The organism is Microbacterium koreense, assembly GCF_042677105.1.
In the GTDB taxonomy this organism is placed as follows: domain Bacteria; phylum Actinomycetota; class Actinomycetes; order Actinomycetales; family Microbacteriaceae; genus Microbacterium; species Microbacterium koreense.
Genome location: NZ_JBHTIM010000001.1, coordinates 1,345,790 through 1,364,616, shown reverse-complemented (window position 1 = coordinate 1,364,616; position 18,827 = coordinate 1,345,790). Strand labels below are relative to the sequence as shown.

19 protein-coding genes and 1 tRNA gene are annotated in these 18,827 nt (G+C 69.5%); 9 read left to right on the top strand and 11 right to left on the bottom strand.

All coding sequences use genetic code 11. The annotated features are described in order from the left end of the window. The first annotated feature begins 396 nt into the window (after window positions 1-396). The 4 genes from ACFQZV_RS06325 to ACFQZV_RS06310 all read left to right on the top strand — a co-directional run bounded on the left by ACFQZV_RS06325 (window position 397) and on the right by ACFQZV_RS06310 (window position 3,283). Complete coding sequence (locus ACFQZV_RS06325; protein WP_378752220.1) at window positions 397-666, top strand: hypothetical protein; 270 nt, start codon at window positions 397-399, stop codon at window positions 664-666. Next, window positions 663-1,049, top strand: a complete 387-nt coding sequence (locus ACFQZV_RS06320) for a type II toxin-antitoxin system VapC family toxin (protein ID WP_378752222.1) — start codon at window positions 663-665, stop codon at window positions 1,047-1,049. The genes ACFQZV_RS06325 and ACFQZV_RS06320 overlap by 4 nt, the downstream gene beginning before the upstream one ends. A gap of 94 nt (window positions 1,050-1,143) precedes the next feature. Next, window positions 1,144-1,488, top strand: coding sequence for a hypothetical protein (locus tag ACFQZV_RS06315; RefSeq protein ID WP_378752224.1), 345 nt, complete (start codon window positions 1,144-1,146; stop codon window positions 1,486-1,488). Between the two features lie 262 nt (window positions 1,489-1,750). Beyond that, window positions 1,751-3,283, top strand: coding sequence for an HNH endonuclease signature motif containing protein (locus tag ACFQZV_RS06310; protein ID WP_378752226.1), 1,533 nt, complete (start codon window positions 1,751-1,753; stop codon window positions 3,281-3,283). A 165-nt stretch (window positions 3,284-3,448) separates the two neighbouring features. On the opposite strand, the gene ACFQZV_RS06305 is transcribed toward ACFQZV_RS06310, so the two are convergent. Both ACFQZV_RS06305 and ACFQZV_RS06300 read right to left on the bottom strand, forming a co-directional pair. Next, window positions 3,449-3,520: transfer RNA gene (locus ACFQZV_RS06305), tRNA-Arg, on the bottom strand. Between the two features lie 30 nt (window positions 3,521-3,550). Continuing rightward, on the bottom strand, window positions 3,551-3,913 hold the full coding sequence (locus ACFQZV_RS06300) for a nuclear transport factor 2 family protein (RefSeq protein WP_378752228.1): 363 nt from the start codon (window positions 3,911-3,913) through the stop codon (window positions 3,551-3,553). Window positions 3,914-4,058: 145 nt separating this feature from the next. Here ACFQZV_RS06300 and ACFQZV_RS06295 point away from each other — a divergent pair, with 145 nt between their 5' ends. Beyond that, window positions 4,059-4,343, top strand: coding sequence for a Fe-S cluster assembly protein HesB (locus ACFQZV_RS06295; RefSeq protein WP_378752230.1), 285 nt, complete (start codon window positions 4,059-4,061; stop codon window positions 4,341-4,343). A 70-nt stretch (window positions 4,344-4,413) separates the two neighbouring features. Here the strand turns inward: ACFQZV_RS06295 and ACFQZV_RS06290 are convergent, their stop codons facing one another. The 4 genes from ACFQZV_RS06290 to ACFQZV_RS06275 all read right to left on the bottom strand — a co-directional run bounded on the left by ACFQZV_RS06290 (window position 4,414) and on the right by ACFQZV_RS06275 (window position 11,222). After that, complete coding sequence (locus ACFQZV_RS06290) at window positions 4,414-7,824, bottom strand: error-prone DNA polymerase (RefSeq protein ID WP_378752232.1); 3,411 nt, start codon at window positions 7,822-7,824, stop codon at window positions 4,414-4,416. A gap of 24 nt (window positions 7,825-7,848) precedes the next feature. Beyond that, window positions 7,849-9,477: a DNA polymerase Y family protein gene (locus ACFQZV_RS06285; RefSeq protein ID WP_378783289.1), complete on the bottom strand. Its 1,629-nt coding sequence runs from the start codon at window positions 9,475-9,477 to the stop codon at window positions 7,849-7,851. Then, a complete protein-coding gene (locus ACFQZV_RS06280; RefSeq protein WP_378753756.1) occupies window positions 9,477-10,214 on the bottom strand; it encodes a hypothetical protein in 738 nt (245 codons plus the stop codon). Before ACFQZV_RS06280 ends, ACFQZV_RS06285 begins: the two co-directional genes overlap by 1 nt. Before the next feature lie 120 nt (window positions 10,215-10,334). Further along, window positions 10,335-11,222, bottom strand: a complete 888-nt coding sequence (locus ACFQZV_RS06275) for a DMT family transporter (RefSeq protein ID WP_378753754.1) — start codon at window positions 11,220-11,222, stop codon at window positions 10,335-10,337. Between the two features lie 50 nt (window positions 11,223-11,272). Between ACFQZV_RS06275 and ACFQZV_RS06270 the strand changes: the two genes are divergently transcribed. Further along, on the top strand, window positions 11,273-11,770 hold the full coding sequence (locus tag ACFQZV_RS06270) for a MarR family winged helix-turn-helix transcriptional regulator (protein ID WP_378753752.1): 498 nt from the start codon (window positions 11,273-11,275) through the stop codon (window positions 11,768-11,770). A gap of 7 nt (window positions 11,771-11,777) precedes the next feature. Here the strand turns inward: ACFQZV_RS06270 and ACFQZV_RS06265 are convergent, their stop codons facing one another. The 3 genes from ACFQZV_RS06265 to ACFQZV_RS06255 form a co-directional block, all read right to left on the bottom strand. Then, window positions 11,778-12,275, bottom strand: a complete 498-nt coding sequence (locus tag ACFQZV_RS06265; RefSeq protein ID WP_378753750.1) for an HNH endonuclease — start codon at window positions 12,273-12,275, stop codon at window positions 11,778-11,780. Between the two features lie 306 nt (window positions 12,276-12,581). Then, on the bottom strand, window positions 12,582-13,454 hold the full coding sequence (locus ACFQZV_RS06260) for a M23 family metallopeptidase (RefSeq protein ID WP_378753747.1): 873 nt from the start codon (window positions 13,452-13,454) through the stop codon (window positions 12,582-12,584). Between the two features lie 252 nt (window positions 13,455-13,706). Next, window positions 13,707-14,408 (bottom strand): metal-dependent transcriptional regulator, encoded by a 702-nt coding sequence (locus ACFQZV_RS06255; RefSeq protein WP_378753745.1) that lies wholly within the window; start codon window positions 14,406-14,408, stop codon window positions 13,707-13,709. 123 nt (window positions 14,409-14,531) lie between these two features. Between ACFQZV_RS06255 and serC the strand changes: the two genes are divergently transcribed. After that, complete coding sequence (serC, locus tag ACFQZV_RS06250) at window positions 14,532-15,650, top strand: phosphoserine transaminase (RefSeq protein WP_378753743.1); 1,119 nt, start codon at window positions 14,532-14,534, stop codon at window positions 15,648-15,650. A gap of 26 nt (window positions 15,651-15,676) precedes the next feature. Here serC and ACFQZV_RS06245 read toward each other — a convergent pair whose 3' ends face one another. Together ACFQZV_RS06245 and ACFQZV_RS06240 are read right to left on the bottom strand one after the other, a co-directional pair. Further along, window positions 15,677-16,372, bottom strand: coding sequence for a DUF3027 domain-containing protein (locus ACFQZV_RS06245; protein ID WP_378753741.1), 696 nt, complete (start codon window positions 16,370-16,372; stop codon window positions 15,677-15,679). Continuing rightward, window positions 16,356-16,739 carry a cold-shock protein gene (locus tag ACFQZV_RS06240; RefSeq protein WP_378753739.1) on the bottom strand — a complete coding sequence of 128 codons (384 nt, stop codon included), beginning with the start codon at window positions 16,737-16,739 and terminating at the stop codon, window positions 16,356-16,358. Before ACFQZV_RS06240 ends, ACFQZV_RS06245 begins: the two co-directional genes overlap by 17 nt. Window positions 16,740-16,849: 110 nt before the next feature. Here ACFQZV_RS06240 and ACFQZV_RS06235 point away from each other — a divergent pair, with 110 nt between their 5' ends. After that, complete coding sequence (locus ACFQZV_RS06235; RefSeq protein ID WP_378753737.1) at window positions 16,850-17,125, top strand: multidrug ABC transporter ATPase; 276 nt, start codon at window positions 16,850-16,852, stop codon at window positions 17,123-17,125. Next, window positions 17,126-18,820, top strand: a complete 1,695-nt coding sequence (locus ACFQZV_RS06230; RefSeq protein WP_378753735.1) for a helicase-associated domain-containing protein — start codon at window positions 17,126-17,128, stop codon at window positions 18,818-18,820. Window positions 18,821-18,827: the final 7 nt, after the last annotated feature.

Sequence of the window (18,827 nt, the reverse complement as noted above, 5' to 3'; positions counted from 1 at the left end):
CGTCGAACACTTGGCACACTTCGACCCAGCGATCTCGCAGACACGCTGCGATGTCGACGCCGCTACCTAGCATCGTCCAGAAGGGAGGCGTTGATGCACATCAACGCACACAGCGCGATGCTCGGATCGTTCCTCGAACTCAGGATCACGTACATTCGCGTCTGCGTGGATATGCAGAAGAATCCCAAGTCGGTTGAATCGTCACTCCAGAACCTCAAGACGAGCATTGACGACGGTCTCGCGTTCTGGCAGCACCTACTTGAACGCTCTCGACACCTCAAAGACGGGATCCGACGGAGAGCGAGCGCGAAATCATGCGCGACCTCCACTCCTTGATCGAGTCGGCGAGGGCGACGCGGGTGCTGCACCTTGCTGTGAAGTGCTACACTCCCCGCCATGCCCACCACGCGCCGACGCCACATGGTCACCGAGACCGACGACGTCGCGCGCGCCCTCGACGCCGCAGCGCGGGAGTGGCCCGACTTGGCCGGCGACCGCCCCGCTCTCCTCCGCCACCTGATCGCACACGGACACGACCGGCTCACGGCATCCGCTGTGGAAGAACTCGTTCGTAAGCGTGCAGCCCTCACAACACTGAGCGGCAGCATGACAGGCGAGTACCCCACCGCCTACCGCGACACCCTGCGCCGCGAGTGGCCTGAATGATCGTCCTCGACGCGAGCATCGTGATTGCGCTGCTCGACGCCGACGATACCCATCACTCCGTAGCGAGCGCCCTCCTCCTCGAACACCTCAGCGAGCCGCTTGCGATCACCGCGCTCACCCTCACCGAAGTGCTCGTGCACCCTGCCAAGACGGGGGTCGCCGAAACGATCAACGCTCACGTACGCGCACTGGGCGTCACGGTGCTGCCCGTCGGCGCCGAAGACGCCCTCACGCTGGCACGTACACGAGCGGAGACGAGGCTACGCATGCCGGATGCGGTCGTGGTGCACGCCGCAGAGGCAGCGGGCGCGGCCCTGGCCACGGCGGACGTGGGACTCGCGCGGGCTGCGCGTGAACGAGGCATCGTCGTGCACGAGGCCTGATCGCCGGGCGCGCGTGGCGCCGACGCTGATGCTACTCGACACGCCTCGCGCGCCCGATAGGGTGAAGCGCTGACACAAACCGGGGGGAACCAGAGTGATCAACAAGCACACCGTTCGCACGCGCCTCGCCGCCGTGGCCATCGCCGCGGCAGCGTTCTCGCTGGCAGGCTGCGGCCAGATCACGCCCATTGCGGGCGGCGAATCGGGCGGCGGCGACACAACCGCTTCCAACGCGTACCCCGCAGAGGTCCGCGACAACTTCATCGAGTCGTGCGTCGCCGCGGGAGGCACCGAGGACACCTGTGGCGTCTGCTTCGAAGCTGTCGAAGCAGAGTTCACCTTCGACGAGTTCGTCGAGCTCGACGCCCAGATCGGCGCAGGAACCGCCGACGAAGAGACCACCGCCAGGCTCGAGAGCATCATCGCCTCCTGCAGCTGACCGGCTTCAAGCCGCGTCGACGCCGCGGTCGCATTAACCGTTGAGCCGCGCATGAAGGCCATCGCCTTCGCCGGCTGCGGCTTCGGTCACAGGTGGCGATCGGGCGGCGGTCGCGCCCGATCGCCACGACCGGGGCTCGTCATGCGCGGGTGGCGCCGGACATCTGCGGCGCACCGGTTCCGCCGTGTGCGCCGGGTTTTCAGCAGATCGCACGCGGATCGACATTCGAACAAATGTCCGACCCCCGTGGCAGAATCGCAGTATGTCGCAGACCACCACTCCCGCCGAGTTCGCCGCCGCGCGACTCGCGCCCGTGGTGGACGAGCTCATCGACATCCGCCGGCAGATGGCGGCGCTTCAGGCGCGTGAGGCGCGGGCACTCGCGCAGGCCGGCGAGATCGCGCAGCAATGGAAGGATGCCGCAGGCTCCCGCTCCGACGCCGACCTCGCTCATCGTTCCGTCGCCGCCGAGATCGCATCCGCCCTCCGCGTGTCCGACCGCACCGTGCAGCGCCAGATCGGTGAGGCCGAGCGCATTTTCGACGACTTCCCCGCGACGCTCGCCTCCCTTGAGGCGGGTCGCATCTCACACGCGCACGTCCGCGTGATCGCCGACGCGGGCGAACGGATCACGCACCCCGAACTCCGCGCCGACTACGAGGCACACGTCCTTGCTTACGCCGAAGCCGAGTCCGCGTCGCGACTGCGACCGGTCGCCCGGCGTCGCGCCCAGTGGTTCCTCAACGAGTCGATCGGCGAACGCCACACCGCCGCCGCCGCGACCCGTGGGGTGCAGGTCTACGACCTCGACGACGGCATGGCGGCTCTCCACCTCACCGGCGCGGCCGTCATCATCCATGGGATCCACGATCGCCTCACGCGCATGGCGCGCGATGTGTCGGATGCCGATGCCCAAGCCATCCGTGATGCGCGGACGGCGGCCGAAGCTGCCGCGACGTCCGCCGGCGACTGCGACGGCGCTGATTCGGGTCCCGGTGGCGGCGCGGGTGCTGGGCCGAGCGCGGGTGCCGGTTCGGGCGCCGCTGCCGGTGCCGATGCTAGTGCTGACGCTGACGCCACCTCCGATACCGACGCCGGGGCCAGTCCGGGTGCCGATGCAGACGTCGATGCCGGCGCCGACGCTCGTTCCACCCTCGACAACCTTGTCCGCGCGCGGCGGTCACTCGACGCGATCCGCGCAGACCTCATGGCCGACCTCCTGCTGGCGTCCGACCCGCTCGGACACGTCGGCACAACCGCGACGGGACTCGGCAGCATCCGCGCCGAGGTGCAGGTCACGGTCCCGGTGTTCACCCTCATCGACACCGCGAGCGACGACCCGCTCGAGCCGGCCACACTCGCCGGACACGGCCCGGTCGACCCCGACACCGCACGAATCCTGACGCGCGAAGCGCCCGGGTGGGATCGCATCCTCACCCACCCCGTCTCAGGCGCAGTGCTAGCCGTCGACCGCTACCAGCCGACCGCGCAGATGCGGCGGTCGCTCTCGATCCGCGATCAGCACTGCCGCTTCCCCGGATGCCGACAATCCACCTCTCGCAGCGACCTCGATCACACCGTCGACTGGGATCACGGCGGCAAGACCGCAACGTCGAACCTCGCCCACCTCTGTCGACGCCATCACACGCTCAAGCATCACTCGCCGTGGTCCGTGCGCCAACAACCCGGCGGCGTGCTCGAATGGACCAGCCCGACCGGCCGCCGCTACCCCGACCACCCCGCCTCCGGCGTGCACTTCGCCACCGACGCCGAGTCCGACCCCGCCCCGTTCTGAGGGTCCGCGCCGCCCTGAGGGCACGCGCCGTTCTGAGGACAGTGGGCGTTTCGTGGCTGTCTGGTATCTCCGGCGCGGTTGCGCTTCAGAACCGCGCATCGAGTGCGGGGACCACGTCAGGTGATCCGCCCGGAAAATCGCAGGTCAGCTTGAATAAATCTACAGCGCCCCTGGAGGGACTCGAACCCCCAACCGTTTCCTTAGGACGGAACTGCTCTTCCATTGAGCTACAGAGGCTGGCCCCGCGAGTCTACCGGCCCTGCGCGGTCAGCTCCTCCGCTGCACCCACCAGTCGTGGAACCTTGACGCCCGACCGTCGGCGGCGAAGCGCAACAGCCACAGGTTGTCGTACACCCCCGCCTTGGGGCCCCGCGAATACGTCGTCATTCCGCGGATCACCGCGGCATCCGCCGTCTCCAACTCCACCTCACCGTCGAACGACCACTCATCCGGCGCATCCGCCTCCTCGCCCCACAGCGCGATGATGTCGTCGATCCCCCTCGCGGGATCCGGCTGATACGCCCCGGCGAGGTACACCGCATCCTCGGTGAACAGCCCTCGAATCGTGTCGGGATCGTTCGTCCGCCACGCATCCAGGTACCCCGCCAGAAACCGCCGCGCATTGCTCATGCCCCGACTCTGGCACCACACACCGCCCGACACCAGCACCTCAGCGTTCCGTGTGAAAGCCCTCCGAACGCCGCGACACGGTTGCATCACCCCCACGTGTTCGGAATCGTGGCCGGTTCCATATCCGCAACGGAAGGAAGAGCTCATGCTCACCATGACCGACACCGCAGCCGAAGCCGTCAAGGCGATCGTCTCGCGCGTGCCGAACGTCCCCGATGACGGCGGAGTCCGCATCCGCGACACCGGAAGCGACGCAGGCTTCGAGCTCAGCGTCGCCCCCGGACCCGAAGAGACCGACACGGTCGTCGCATCCGACGGCGCCCACGTCTTCCTCGACACCTCGGCCGCCGTCGCCCTGGACGACCGCGTCCTCGACGCCGAACTCGCGCAGGACGGCTCCGTCCGGTTCGCCCTCGGCACCGCCGGCTGACCCATAGCTTCCCGAGCGGGCTCCCGGAACCATCCGGGGGCCCGCTCGTGTCATGTCCGGCGCACGCACCTCACCGGAAGTCCCGCGAACTGTGCTGCACCCCCACCCGCAGGTCCTCGAACCGATCCGCCAGCAGGTTCGTCACCCCCTCCACCGACCTCTCCAACATCCCCCGCACGATGAGCGCCGGCGAATCCCGCACCACCCGCCGATAGCGGTTCCACACCCCCACCGAACAGATCACGTTGACGACGCCGTGCTCGTCTTCGAGATTCAAGAACGTGACCCCGGATGCCGTCGCCGGCCGTTGTCGATGCGTCACCAACCCGGCCACCTCGATCCTCCTGCCGGTCTCGAACGTGCGAAGGTCCCCCGACGTCAGCACACCCCGCGCATCCAGACCCGACCGATAGTGCGTCATCGGATGGTCGTCCACAGAGATCCCCGTCGCCCACAGGTCCGCAGCCAGCACGTCATACGTCGACGGATCGGTGAACAGCGGCGGCTGCACCGACGTCAACGAATCCGGCAGATACTCCGCACGATCCTGCGCCGCCGACCCCGCCAACCAGATCGCCTCACGCCTGCTCAGCCCCAGGCACTCGAACGCCCCCGCCGTCGCCAACGCCTCCACCTGCGCGGCAGAAAGCCCCGTGCGCCGCACGAGATCCCGCAGGTCGCGATACTCCCCCGCCGTCTCACGCTCGGTGACGACCCGCTCGGCCACCGCCCGCCCGATGCCCTTCACCCCGGCAAGCCCCAATCGCACCGCGAAGTTACCGTCGCGCCGATGTGCGAGCGTCTCATCCGGCGCATCCGGATCGAACGCCCCCGTCGGCGGCTGATCGGGGTCGAGACACGAATCGAGACCGGTCACCGCCGCCACCTCCGGGGCGATCACCTCGAGCACGGCATCCGCCCCCGACCGGTGCAGATCGGGCCGCCGCACCTCCACCCCGTGCCGACGTGCGTCGGCGGTGAGCGTCGCCGGCGAATAGAACCCCATCGGCTGCGCCCGCAACAGTCCCGCAAGGAACGCCCCGGGATAGTGCAGCTTGATCCACGAACTCGCGTACACCAACAGCCCGAACGACAGCGAGTGCGACTCCGCGAACCCGAAGTTCGCGAACGCCTGGATCTTCGCGTAGATCGCATCCGCCTCCTCACCCACCAGGCCATGCCGCGCCATGCCGGCGTAGAGCTTCTCGCGCAGCGTTTCGATCCGCTCGATCCCGCGCTTGGACCCCATCGCCCGCCGCAGCAGATCAGCATCCTCCCCCGACAGATCACCGATCTCCATCGCCATCTGCATGAGCTGCTCCTGGAAGACCGGAATCCCCTTCGTGCGCTCGAGCACTTTCACCAACCGCGGATGCGGATATGTCGTCGGCTCCGCCCCCGACCGCCGCCGCACATACGGATGCACCGCCCCACCCTGGATCGGCCCCGGCCGGATGAGCGCGATCTCGATCACGAGGTCGTAGTACTCCCGCGGCCGTAACCGCGGCAGAAGCCCCATCTGCGCGCGCGACTCGACCTGGAACACCCCGATCGCATCCGCCCGACACAGCATGTCGTATACGCCCTTCTCCTCCTTCGGGATCGTCGCCAACTCCCACACCTCACCGGTGGCCTCGCGCACCAGATCGAACGAATACTGCAGGGCCGCCAGCATCCCGAGCCCCAACAGATCGAACTTCACCAGCCCCATCCACGCGGCATCGTCCTTGTCCCACTGGATGACCGTGCGCCCCTCCATGCGCGCATGCTCGATCGGCACCACCTCACCCACCGGCCGCTCGGTGAGCACCATCCCCCCGGAATGGATGCCCAGATGCCGCGGTGCCTTCAGCAACTCACCGGCGTACTCGATCACCTGCGCGGGGATGTCATGCCCGGCATCCGTCTCGAGCATCGCCCCCCACCGCTCGACCTGCTTCGACCATGCATCCTGCTGTCCGACCGAATAGCCGAGCGCCTTCGCCATGTCGCGCACGGCGTTCTTCGGGCGGTACTGGATGACGTTCGCCACCTGCGCCGCGCGATGCCTCCCGTACTTCGCATACACCCACTGGATGATCTCTTCGCGCCGGTCCGAATCGAAGTCGACGTCGATGTCGGGTTCTTCCTCACGTAGCGACGACAGAAACCGTTCGAACGGCAGGTTGTAGGCGATCGCGTCGACCGCAGTGATGCGCAGCAGATAGCAGACGGCGCTGTTGGCCGCAGATCCGCGCCCCTGACACAGGATGCCGCGACGCCGCGCCTCGGCGACGATGTCATGCACGATGAGGAAGTACCCGGGAAAGTCCTTCGCCTCGATCACCGCCAACTCGTGTTCGATCCGCTGCCGGTTCTCCTCCGACAGGCGCGGATACAGCTCGGGAACCGCCCGCCACACCAACTCCCGCAACCACGACATCGGCGTATGCCCGTCGGGCACCTCCTGCTTCGGCAGCGCCGGCTTGACCCGCCGCAACGGAAACGCCAACTCGTCGGCGAGCGGCACCGTGCGGGCCACCGCATCCGGATACCGCGCGAACCGCTCCACCATCTCGGCCCCCGACCGCAGATGCGCCCCGGCGTGGGCCGGCAGCCACCCGTCCAATTCGTCGAGCCCTCGGTTCGCCCGCACCGCGGCGACCGCGGCGGCGAGCAGTTGCCGCTTCGGCACGGCGTAGTGCACGTTGTTGGTCGCCACCAGCGGCAACCCCCGCTCGCGCGCGAGGCCGGCAAGCACGTCGTTGTCGCGCGAGTCCAACGGATTGCCGTGGTCGATCAGTTCCACATACACCGCGTCGCGCCCGAACCGCTGCACGAGCGCATCGAGCTCGTCGCCGGCTGCCCGCGCCGCGGCGGCAGAAGCCGACGATGCCAGCGCCCGCCGCACGGCGCCCTTGCGGCATCCCGTCAGGATCGTGACATCGCCCGCGACCTGGTCGGCGACCTCGTCGAGGTCATAGACCGGCCGACCCTTCTCGGCGCCCCGCAACTGGGCGTGGGTGAGCGCTCCCGCCAACTGGTGATATCCCGCCTCACCCCGTGCGAGCACGAGCAGGTGCGCGCCCACCGGATCGGGTTCGCCGTTCTGCTTCTGCGGCAGATCCAGCGACAGCTCGGCGCCGAACACCGTCTTCAGCTGCAGCGAATCCGCCGCCTCAGCGAACCGGACGATGCCGTAGTACCCGTCATGATCGGTGACGGCGAGCGCGTGCAGCCCCAGCCGCTCGGCCTCTTCGGCGAGCTCTTCGGGCGACGATGCCCCGTCGAGGAACGAGTACGACGAGTGTGCGTGCAGCTCGGCGTACGGCACGGCGTCGACGGGGCGCTCGATACCCGCCGGCACGTACGGGCCGCGCTTGCGCGACCACGCCGGGCTGTCACCTCCGTCAGCACCGGCCGGCGCCCCTCCGGGGCGACGCCGATCGCTCAGCACGCGTTCGAGCTCCGACCACGCCACGGAGGGGTTGTCGAAGCCCATCAGCCCTCACCCCCGTATGCCCGCTCAGTCATATGCCCCCTCCAGCGTCCACACGCCGCCCTCGCAGACGAGCAGCAGCGCCACACCGTCGGCGTCGACGACCTGGAACCGATACGCACGGCGGGCGCGCGCCGCGTCCCATCCCCGCTCGATGACCGGCCACGGCCCTGCCCACGATTCGATCGCCCGCCGACGGTCGCCCTCGACGAGCACCCCGGGGGCGACCGTGAGCATGCCGCGCTCATCGACGTCGACGGCGAACCCGCCGAGCGTCGTCACCTCGACCGTCGGAGGCTCGGCGAACACCGTCGGCGGCAGCGGATCCGGAAGACTCCCCGGCCATGGCCGCGCCCGCTCCTTCGCCAGCACCGCACGATCACCCCACGGCACGAGCACCTGCCGCTCGGACAACCACCGTCCCCCGCCGATCGCCGGGGTGACGACACTGCGATGCCCGAGCATCGCCTGCACCCGAGAGAGGGCATGGTGCACGCGTTCTTCGGGAGCCGACCCGAAGATCGCGGGACGGTGGTGGGATGCCGCATCCACCGCCGCCGGCGAGATCCGCACGAGAGCGACACCGCTGCGCAACCCCTCGGCCTCTTCACCGAGCTGCCAGCGCACTCGGTCGACGACCGCCGCCGCATCGAACGACGCCGGGTGCAACCACACCCGCTCGCTGCGCTCGCCCCGGTCACCGACGAGTTCGACCCGCAGTTCGGTGCACACGAGGTCGACCGCGCCGAGCCCGGCGATGAACTCGTCGGCGGCGATCCGCATGCCGAACGCGACCTGGTCGGCGATCTCGACGGGCGGCTCGAACGCGACCTCGCGATGCAGCTCGGGAGGGGGCGTACGCGGCTGCACCGGTTGCGAATCACGCCCCCCGGCGAGGTCGCGCAGGCGCACACCGCGTTCGCTGAACCGTTCGCGCACCCGCTCTTCGGGCATCGCGGCGAACTCGCCCAGCGTCTGCACGCCCAGGCGGGCAAGGAGCCCGACGAGGTCGGTCTTCGGGCCGCGCACCGGGGGTGCACCGAACGAAGCGACATCGAGCACCCCGACAGGCAGGGGTGCGAGGAAGCCCGCCGCCCCTCCCGCGGGCACGACGAAGACCGGGTCGTGCGCGGTCGTCGCGGCCATCGCCGCCTGCTCGGCCGTGAACGGGCCGTCGGCGATCCCCACCCGAACGTCGTCGAGACCGAGGGCCCGCAGGTCGGAGAGCACCACGGCAGCGGCTTCGGCCTCTCCGCCGTAGTAGCGGGCCGGGCCCCGGGCGCGCAGCGCACACAGCCCCGGACGCACGAGCTGCACCCCCGGGGCGCGCTGTTCGACGGCGGCGACGACGGGCGCGAACGCGCGTTGGTCGCGTCCCTCATCGGCGGGCACCAGCGCGAGCGACGCGCATCGGGCCTGCGCATCACGCCGACGCTGCCCGCGACGGACGCCCTCGGCCCGCGCGGCGGCCGAGCACGCGACGATGTGGTTCGCCGCGACGACGGCGACCGGCGCAGCATCCTCAGCCCGGGCAGTGTCATCGGCGGGGGCACCGCCACCGGCAGGGTCACCGGCACGGGCGAGGGCGGTCACCGGCCAATCGGGAAACCACAGCACGAGACTGCGTTGAGGACCCCCCTGCATCAGCGGGCCCATCAGCCGGCCCTCGACAGGGCATCGGACGCTTCGTCGGCAACCGATCCGGCACCCGGCGCGAGGGGAACCAACCGCGGGGGCGCAGGTGCCGTGGCCTCAGGCGCCGCCACACCCCCGTGGGCATCCGGCAGCAGCACCCGCGAGCGCCGCGCGACCGGCCAGCGCCTGCTCGTCGCCGTGACGGTCACCGCGCGCTCGGCGAGATACCCGTGCCCCCGCCCGAGACCCGACCACGACACGTCGCCCACCTCGAGGGTCGCCTCGACCTGCGGCCATGGCCCCTGCACGAGCAACACCGCACCCCGCTCGCGCAACCGCCCCGCCAACCGCGCGATCTGTCCGTCAGGGGCACGCCCCGCCGGACGCACGGCGACGATCGGCAGCACATCGGCGATCGTCGCCGTCACCGTCAGCCACCGAGCACCGGGATCGGGCACGAGCACGAGCCGAGACAGGTCGACGCCCATCGACTCCGCCGCTTCTGCCCCGAGCCGCGGCATCCCGACCACACCGCACCATGATCCTGCCTGCGACGCCTGCGCGAGCAACCCGAACAGCAGCGACATCGACCGGGGAACCGAGTACGCCGCGCCGGGCCGCAACCCTCTGCCGGGCAGTACGTGCGCCAACGGCGGCGCGACGGGCAGCACCGGCGCATCGAGGGAACGCCCCTGAATCCGCTCGAGCTGCGCGCGCAGGCGCTGCACCTCGTCGGCCGGAGCACGGGTCGCCTGCACGAGTCCCCCCTCGAACGATCATTGGACGATCAATAGAACAGATGTTCTATTCCATCACTGTCGAGGGAGACTGTAAACCGGGTCTCCGACATCAGATTCGAAGATATCTCCGGAGCAAGATCACACCACTACGGCTTCCACCGGCATCCGTCGACGTCGGCGCCGCGGCATCGCCCCCAGCGCGATCCCGCCGAGCACGAGCGCGACGCCGACGACCTGCGCGGGACCGAACGGCTCCCCCGCGATCATCACCCCCAGAACCACCCCCGTCACGGGGTTGAGCAGGCCGACGATGCCGACGACACCCGGAGACAGCCGCCGCAACCCCGTGAACCAGGCGACGTAGGCCACCGCCGTCGCGATCAGCGTGACGTAGAGGAATCCGAGGCCCGATGAGACCGTCAACGGCGGCGGCGGACCCTCCACGAGCACCGCGGCCGGCAGCAGGACCAACGAGCCTCCGACGAGCTGCCACGACGCCATCGTCAGAGCCGGCACGTCCGATCCCCACTTCGTCGTGAGCACGAACCCGATCGATGAGGCGACCATCGCACCGAGGGATGCCGCGACACCCCACGGATCCACGACCGACACGTCGACGCCGAACATGATGCCCACCCCCGCGAGACCGACCGCCGCGCCCACGACCGCTGCCGCACGCGGACGTCGGTGCAGCAACAGCCACGCGAACAGCAGCATGCACGCCGCCGACGTCGACATCAGCGTGGCCGCCAACCCCGACGGCAGGCGTTGCCCGGCGATGTAGATGAGCACGAAGAATCCGCCGACGTTGAGCACACCGAGCACGAGTGAACGCCACCACCATGCCCCCGTCGGCAACCGGCGTGCGATCAGCAACAGCAGCAGGCCGGCCGGCAACGCGCGCAGCACTCCACCCCACAGCGGCGACTCCGGCGGCAGCAGATTGCGGGTCACGACATACGTGCTACCCCATGCCACCGGGGCGATCGCCGTGATGAGCACCCATCGCCACCATTTGTCTTCCATGGAAGCGATAATATCTCACCAGGAAGATAAATGACAGGTACCATGAACGGATGCCGCAGCCCGATCGTCTGGACATGATCCAGGAGGAGTGGCGACGCGAACGCCCCGACCTCGACCCCTCACCCCAGGCCGTGATCGGCAGACTCCACCGCGTCGCCCTGCTCTTGACCGAACGCCTGGTCGAGGTCTTCCACGAGTTCGACCTGAGCGAGGGTGAATTCGACGTGCTCGCCAGCCTCCGCCGCGCCGGATCCCCCTACGAGAGGGATGCCGGCCAGCTCGCCGACCACACCCTCGTCACCACCGGCGGACTCACCAAACGCGTCGACCGCCTCGAAGCCCGCGGCCTGGTCGAACGCCACGTCGGGGCAGCCGACGCCCGCAAACGTCTCGTGCGCCTCACCCCCGCCGGGCTGGACCTCATCGACCGCGCCTTCACGGCACACATGGCCAACGAGCACCGCCTGCTCGACGACCTCGGCCCCGACGACACCGCCGCGCTCGAACCGATCCTGGCCCGTTGGCTCGCGCGACTCGACGAGCGCTGAGGCGCCGTCAGGCGGCCAGCGCCAGGTACGGCTCCCACCTCGGATCGGTGCGGTCCGCTCCCCGCACCGTCCACTGCCCGCCGCGCGGCGGCTTGAGCGCCGAGCGCAACTCCCACCGCATCTCCTGCGGAGTGCGATCTCCCTTGACGTTGTTGCACCGCAGGCAACAGGCGACGAGGTTCTCCCACGAATCCTCACCCCCACGCGAGCGCGGCACGACATGATCGATCGTCGACGCCGACGATCCGCAATAACCACAACGGTGCCCGTCACGACGGAGCACCCCGCGTCGTGTGACCGGAACCCGTCGCGCACCGGGAACGCGCACGTAGCGGGTCAGCAGGATCACGGCGGGGCGGTCATAGGCGGCCCGCGTGCCCCACACCGGATCACCGTCGACGAGCTCGACGACGGTGGCCTTCTCGTTCATCACGAGCACCAGCGCTCGCTTGAACGACACGACGGCCAGGGGCTCATACCCCGCGTTCAGCACCAGAGTGCGCATTTCTCATCCTCTCGAACGGCCGGGACGGCTTCTCGGTTGTCCGGTTCGTGACGAGGAAATCGACGTCAGGGCATGAAAAAGGCGCTGTCTTTCACAGACAGCGCCCTGGCGCCACGGTCAGCCCGCGGCATCCACTCGTGCAATGCCGAAGGACATGGCGTCCCAGTGCATCCATGGTGCGGATGCGAGGTACCTCGCCCATCGGCTCCCTCCGCTTCTCTCAGCGTCGGGAACAGGGTAACGCACCGACCGGCGCGTTCGGCCGGAGACCGGTGAACGACCGGTGGCGTGTCGCCGAACGGCGGATCAGCCGGCGTTGGCCTGCAGCCACGCCCACGGGTCGACGATCGAGTTGTTGATCCGCACCTCGAAGTGCAGGTGGTTGGCCGTCGAACTGCCGGTGCTGCCGACCAGCCCGATGAGCTGACCGGGGGCGACCGTCTGACCGGCGACGACCTGACGGCTGCCGTAGGTCATGTGACCGTAGAGGGTCGAGACACGCTGACCCGCGATGACATGGTCGATGATGACCGCGACGCCGTACCCGAAGTAGCCTTCGGACGACAGCCGCACGACGCCACCCGCGGCGGCGTACAGCGGCGTGCCGCCGGGTGCGAGCAGGTCGACTCCCTGGTGGTAGCCCGAATCGCCGAGACCGCGACCCTTCGTGAAGTTGTGGATCGGCCAGCGCACCTCACCGGTGCCGGGAGCGGTGAGGCTGACGTTCACGGGCGGAGCCGCCGACAGCGACGCCGCTGCTGCGGCCTGGGCCTTCGCACGGGCGAGAGCCGCCTCGGCGGCCTTCTGCTTGGCGATCTCGTCTTCGGTCGTGGCCGAGTAGCTGCTGCGTTCGAGTTCGGTGGCGGTCGCATCCGAGGCGACGACCAGCGACTGCGCGTCATTCGCGGCGATCTGCTGAAGCGTCTGGGCCTCTTCGACCGGAAGCTGCGTGCTCGCGGCGTACGCGGGCAGGGCGACGGTTGCGACGAGTCCGCCGACGATCGCAAAGGTGGCGACGGTACGCATCGGCTTGCGGGCCTTGCCGGCCGCAGGCTTCGCGGCGGGCGTCGGCGCGGCGGCGGTGCGTCGCGCGGTCACGGCGGTGGCGCGCTTCTTGAGGCTCGCGCGGGCACGCCCGCGGCGCGTGAGTGGAGCCTGCTCGCCCTGCGGCTCTGCCACGGGGTTGTCGTTCTCGTCAGCCAATACGTCCTCCGGCGCCTCTACGCCGGAGCGCCGGTTCGTCGGAGCTCGATGATCGGGGCACCGTTATCTGCTTCACCACACAGACGACGAACCGGTGAGGCAGTCCGTGTGGGGTCTCGGGCGGGCTTCTCGCCATGAGACTGTTCGAGGCTACCCGATGGTAACGAATATGTCACGTTGAGCGCGCCGGATCGAGAGAAGCGGATGCCGGCGGCCCGCCGCATCCGCTCAGATCTCGTCGGCGACGAGGAAGACGTGCGACGCGACCTCGACGGGCAGCTCGAGCGCCTGCTCGTTGCCGTCCATTTCGACCAGCACGTACCCCTCGTTGTAGCGGAAGCGTCCGGGGGCGCCCGGAACCACGCCCGCCGCTTGCAACTGCTGCAGCAGTTCGGGGTCGACCTGTGCGGGCTCGGCCAAGCGGCGAACGGTGCCCTCGATCGGCTCACCGACCGCATCGAGTTTCGCGACCAGGCCGATCACGCCCTGCTCGAACTGGATCGACGGCACATCGCCGAGAAGGTCCAGCCCCGGGATCGGGTTGCCGTACGGCGACTCGGTCGGGTGGCCCAGTAGCTCGATGAGGCGCCGTTCGACCTGCTCGCTCATGACGTGCTCCCATCGGCAGGCCTCTTCGTGCACGTACGCCCAGTCGAGGCCGATGACATCCGACAGCAGACGCTCGGCGAGCCGGTGCTTGCGCATGACGTCGACCGCCTTCTGGCGCCCGTCCTCGGTCAGCTCGAGCGTGCGGTTCTCGGTGACGATCACCAGCCCGTCGCGCTCCATACGGCCGACCGTCTGCGACACCGTCGGCCCGGAGTGACCGAGACGCTCCGAGATGCGCGCACGCAACGGCTGGATGTTCTCCTCTTCGAGCTCGAGGATCGTCCGCAGGTACATCTCGGTGGTGTCGATGAGATCGGTCATTGCGACTCTTCCTCGCGAAGGGGACAGGTAAGGACAGCCTACCCAGCGCCGTGGACATCGAGCCCGACGACCCCGCCGCCGTGGGCGAACGGCGGATGCGGCATCCCTTCTAGAATCGGTCGCATGCCCCACGTCGTGCTCCCCCGTGACATCCTGCCCTCCGACGGCCGCTTCGGCGCGGGTCCGTCGAAGATCCGCCCGGCGCAGCTCGACGCGCTGACCGGCCCCGGTGCCGCGGTGCTCGGCACGTCGCACCGCCAGGCTCCGGTCAAGGACCTCGTCGGTCGGGTGCGCGCACGGCTGCACGAGATCTTCCGCCTCCCCGAGGGCTACGAGGTGATCCTCGGCAACGGCGGATCGACCGCGTTCTGGGATGCGGCCGCCTTCGGCCTCATCGAGCGTCGCTCGCAGAACCTCGTCTTCGGCGAGTTCGGCGGCAAGTTCGCCGCCGCCGCGAAGGCCCCCTGGCTCGAGGCGCCCGACGTGCGCAACGCGCCGGCCGGGTCGCTCGCCACCGCTGAGGTCATCGAGGGCGTCGACGTCTACGCCTGGCCGCACAACGAGACCTCCACGGGTGTCACCGCTGCGGTCACCCGCGTGCACGGCGACGACGGAGCGCTCACCGTCATCGACGCGACCAGCGCGGCCGGCGGCATCGACTTCTCGATCCACGAAGCCGACGTCTACTACTTCGCGCCGCAGAAGAACCTCGGCTCCGACGGCGGAATCTGGTTCGCCCTCGTCTCACCGGCGGCGATCGAGCGCATCGAGCGGATCGCAGCATCCGGGCGCTACATCCCCGACTTCCTGAGCCTCAAGAACGCCCTGGACAACTCGCGGTTGCACCAGACCCTCAACACCCCGGCGCTGACGACTCTGCTGCTGCTCGACTCGCAGCTCGGCTGGATCCGCGACAACGGTGGCCTCCAGTGGGCCGATGCCCGCACCCGCGAATCGTCGCAGGCGCTCTACGACTGGGCCGATGCCTCGACGTTCGCGACACCGTTCGTGACGGATGCCGCACACCGCTCCCCCGTCGTGGCCACGATCGACTTCGACGACAGCGTCGACGCCGCCGCCGTCGCCAAGAGCTTGCGCGCGAACGGCATCGTCGACACCGAGCCGTACCGCAAGCTCGGGCGCAACCAGCTCCGTGTCGCGACGTTCGTGTCGATCGAGCCCGAGGATGTGCGCCGACTCATCCGCTGCATCGACTTCACGATCGACGCGCTGCGCAGCTGACGCCGACGCGGGATGACGCCGACGCGTCAGTCTTCGTCGTCGGAGTCGGAGTCGTCGGAGTCGTCTTCGTCGTCGTCGGAGTCGTCTTCGTCGTCGTCGGAGTCGTCGTCGTCGGAGTCGTCGTCGGAATCGTCGTCGGAATCGTCGTCGTCCGAGTCTTCATCGTCGTCTTCGTCGTCGTCCGCCAGCTCGTCGATGTCGACACCGTCGACGTCGCCGGAGTGGAGGATCGGCGACCCGTCGTCGTCGAAATCGGCGGCATCGAGGTCGTCGACGTCGTCGAGGTCGTCCTCCGACAGATCGTCGCCGTCGTCCGAGTCGTCACCCGCGTCGTCGGAGTCTGCGGCCTGCGCAGCCTGCGCCGCGTGATACTCAGCCAGCCGAACCGCCCACGGCACCCAGTCGGGCGCGAGCAGCGCGCCGTCGCCGGGGAGCAACTCCGCCTCGAGCACCGTCGGGTCCTCGCCCTCGACGCGGGCGACGCTGACCGTCCAGTACCAGCCGGGATATCCCGCGAGACGGTTCTCGAAGCGCAACGAGACGACTCCGTCGCCCTCGAGGCGGTATCCCGCCGGTGGGCCGATCGTCGGCTCCGGCGTGATCTCCCGCAGCGCGGCGAGCGCGAGGTCGTGCGCGTCGAGTAGCGCCGGGTCGGGCTGCACGGCTTCCACCGCGGCGTCGGCGATCTCCGGCGTCTCCGGTGCGTCAGGCGTCGAGCTCATCGGCGACCTTGCGTAGCAGGGCGGCGATCTTCTTCGAGTGCGAATTGCTGGGGTAGCGGCCGCGACGCAGGTCGCCGCCGATACCGTCAAGCAGCTTCACGAGGTCCTCGACGATGACCGCCATGTCGTCGGCGGGCTTGCGCGAACGCTTCGCGAGGCTGACGGGCGCTTCGAGCACCCGCACCGAGAGCGCCTGCAGACCGCGCTTGCCGTCGGCGACGCCGAATTCGAGACGGGTACCGGCCTTGAGGGCGTCGGTACCTGCGGGCAGAGCAGTGGCGTGCAAGAAGACGTCTTCGCCCTCATCGGTCGTGATGAAGCCGAAGCCCTTCGCCTCGTCGTAGAACCTGACCTTGCCGGTGGGCATGCGAACCTCGCTGAAGAACACGCCGCGAAGCGGCGGGAGAAACGGAATCAGGGCGCGGAAAGCCCCCTGTCAAGCCTAGGGCACATGACCGCCGGAGTATCCTTGGTCGGATGAGCCCGCGCACACCCGGCGAAGACGTCCCGGTCCGCCGCATCGACCGCATCCTGGCGTTCATGTCCCTCGGCATCGCCATCCTGTCGATCGTGTGCTTCTTCGCGATCATGATCAGCACCGCCACCGGCATGGAACAGGCCGACTACAGCACCGGAATCTGGCCGGTCGTCACGGCGATCCCGTTGTTCGGTCTGCCGCTCGCATTCATCCTCATCCTCGTCCTGCTCATCATGAGCTTCGTACGCCGCGCTCGCGCCAATCGCGGTGGCTGAGTGACCTCCGACGAGCGCGCTCTCGCGACCTGGCTCTCCGAGCGCGACGACATCGCGCTGGCGACGGTGTTCGCCACCCGCGGCGTGAACCCGGCTGCCGGGTGGGGTGACTTCTTCGACGCCGCCGCGGCGCTGTTGGATCCCGCGGCGGTCGACCGCACACTCATCGGACTCCCACGCGGCGCCCTGGCCGCCCTCGCTCGGGCCGACCGTACCGGCCTCGACCCCGCGCTCGCCCTCGCCGACGATGAGCGCATCTACGATGCGGTGACCGATCGGCTCGCGCTCCTGCGCGACCGGCACCCGGACGCGTTCATCGACGTGATCGCCGTGGCCGACCCACCCGTCGGAGGGGAGGCCGCCGCGGCCGAGCGCGCGTTCTCGGCTGCGGGCGCCCTCGCCGACATCCTGCTGTCGACACTGCATGCCAGCTTGAGCCGGACCGGCGCGGGCCCGGTGAGCGCGTCCGACCGCAAGCGCCTCATCGACGGCGGTGCCATCGACACCGCCGAAGAGCTCGAAGAGCTCGTCACCGCTGCCGAGGCAGCCGGGCTCATCGAGGGCGTCGGACGCGAATGGATCGTCACCGACGCCGGCGAACGCTGGCTCGAAGCGTCCACCGCCGACCGCTGGGCCGTGATCGTGCACGGACTGATCGACGCCCTCCCCGCCGGAATCCGCCGCGGCCACGGCATCCTCCCCCTCTCGCAGTGGGCGGACGCTCGGCCCCTCGATCCCGCGTGGCCGGGGCGCGCCGACCTCCTCACCCGCATCGCGGTGCGGTGGGGACTGGCAGCCGACGACGGTTCCGAACCGGAGTGGGGCGCGTCGCTGCGGGCCGGCGAAGCGCTCGATACGACCACCTTCGCCGCGCAGCTTCCCGCCGAGATCGACCGCGTCTACCTGCAAGCCGACCTCACGGCGATCGCCCCGGGCCCGCTGGCCCCGGCACTTGATGTGCGGCTGCGCCGCATCGCACGGCGCGAGTCGCGGGCTCAGGCATCCACCTATCGCTTCACCGCCGAGTCGCTCGCGGCGGGAATGACCGAGGGCGAGACCGCCGAAGGGATCAGCGAGTTCCTGACCGGACTGTCGCTCACCGGCATCCCCCAACCGTTGGCCTATCTGCTCGAGTCCACGGCATCCCGCCACGGACTCGTCCGTGTGCGCGTCGACGCGGTCACGGGCCGTACACACGTCGAGAGCACGGACGCGGCGCTCCTGGACGCGCTCGCGGTCGATCAGGCCCTGCGTCCCCTGGGGCTCGTGCCCACCGAGTCGGGACTCGTCTCGCGCGTGGCGCGGGATGCCGTGTACTGGGCCCTCGCCGACGCGCGCTACCCCGTCACCGCCCTCGACACCGCGGGCTCGCCCGAACCGGTCCACCGCCGCACGCCGCCGCCGGTCACCCGCGAGTCGGGCGACGCCCCCGCACGCTACGCGGATCTCATCGCCGCCCTGCGGGTGAGCCACGACGACGATGACGATGCCGCCTGGCTCGGCCGCGAACTCGACCAGGCCGTGCGCGCCCGCGCGACCGTCATCGTCGATGTGCGGCTTCCCGACGGATCCCAGCGCTCGTTCACGCTCGAGGCGACCGGACTCGGCGGCGGACGGATGCGCGGACTCGACCGCGGGGCGGACATCGAGCGCACCCTGCCGATCTCGAGCATCGTGAGCGTGCGCCCCGCGTGAGCGTCGC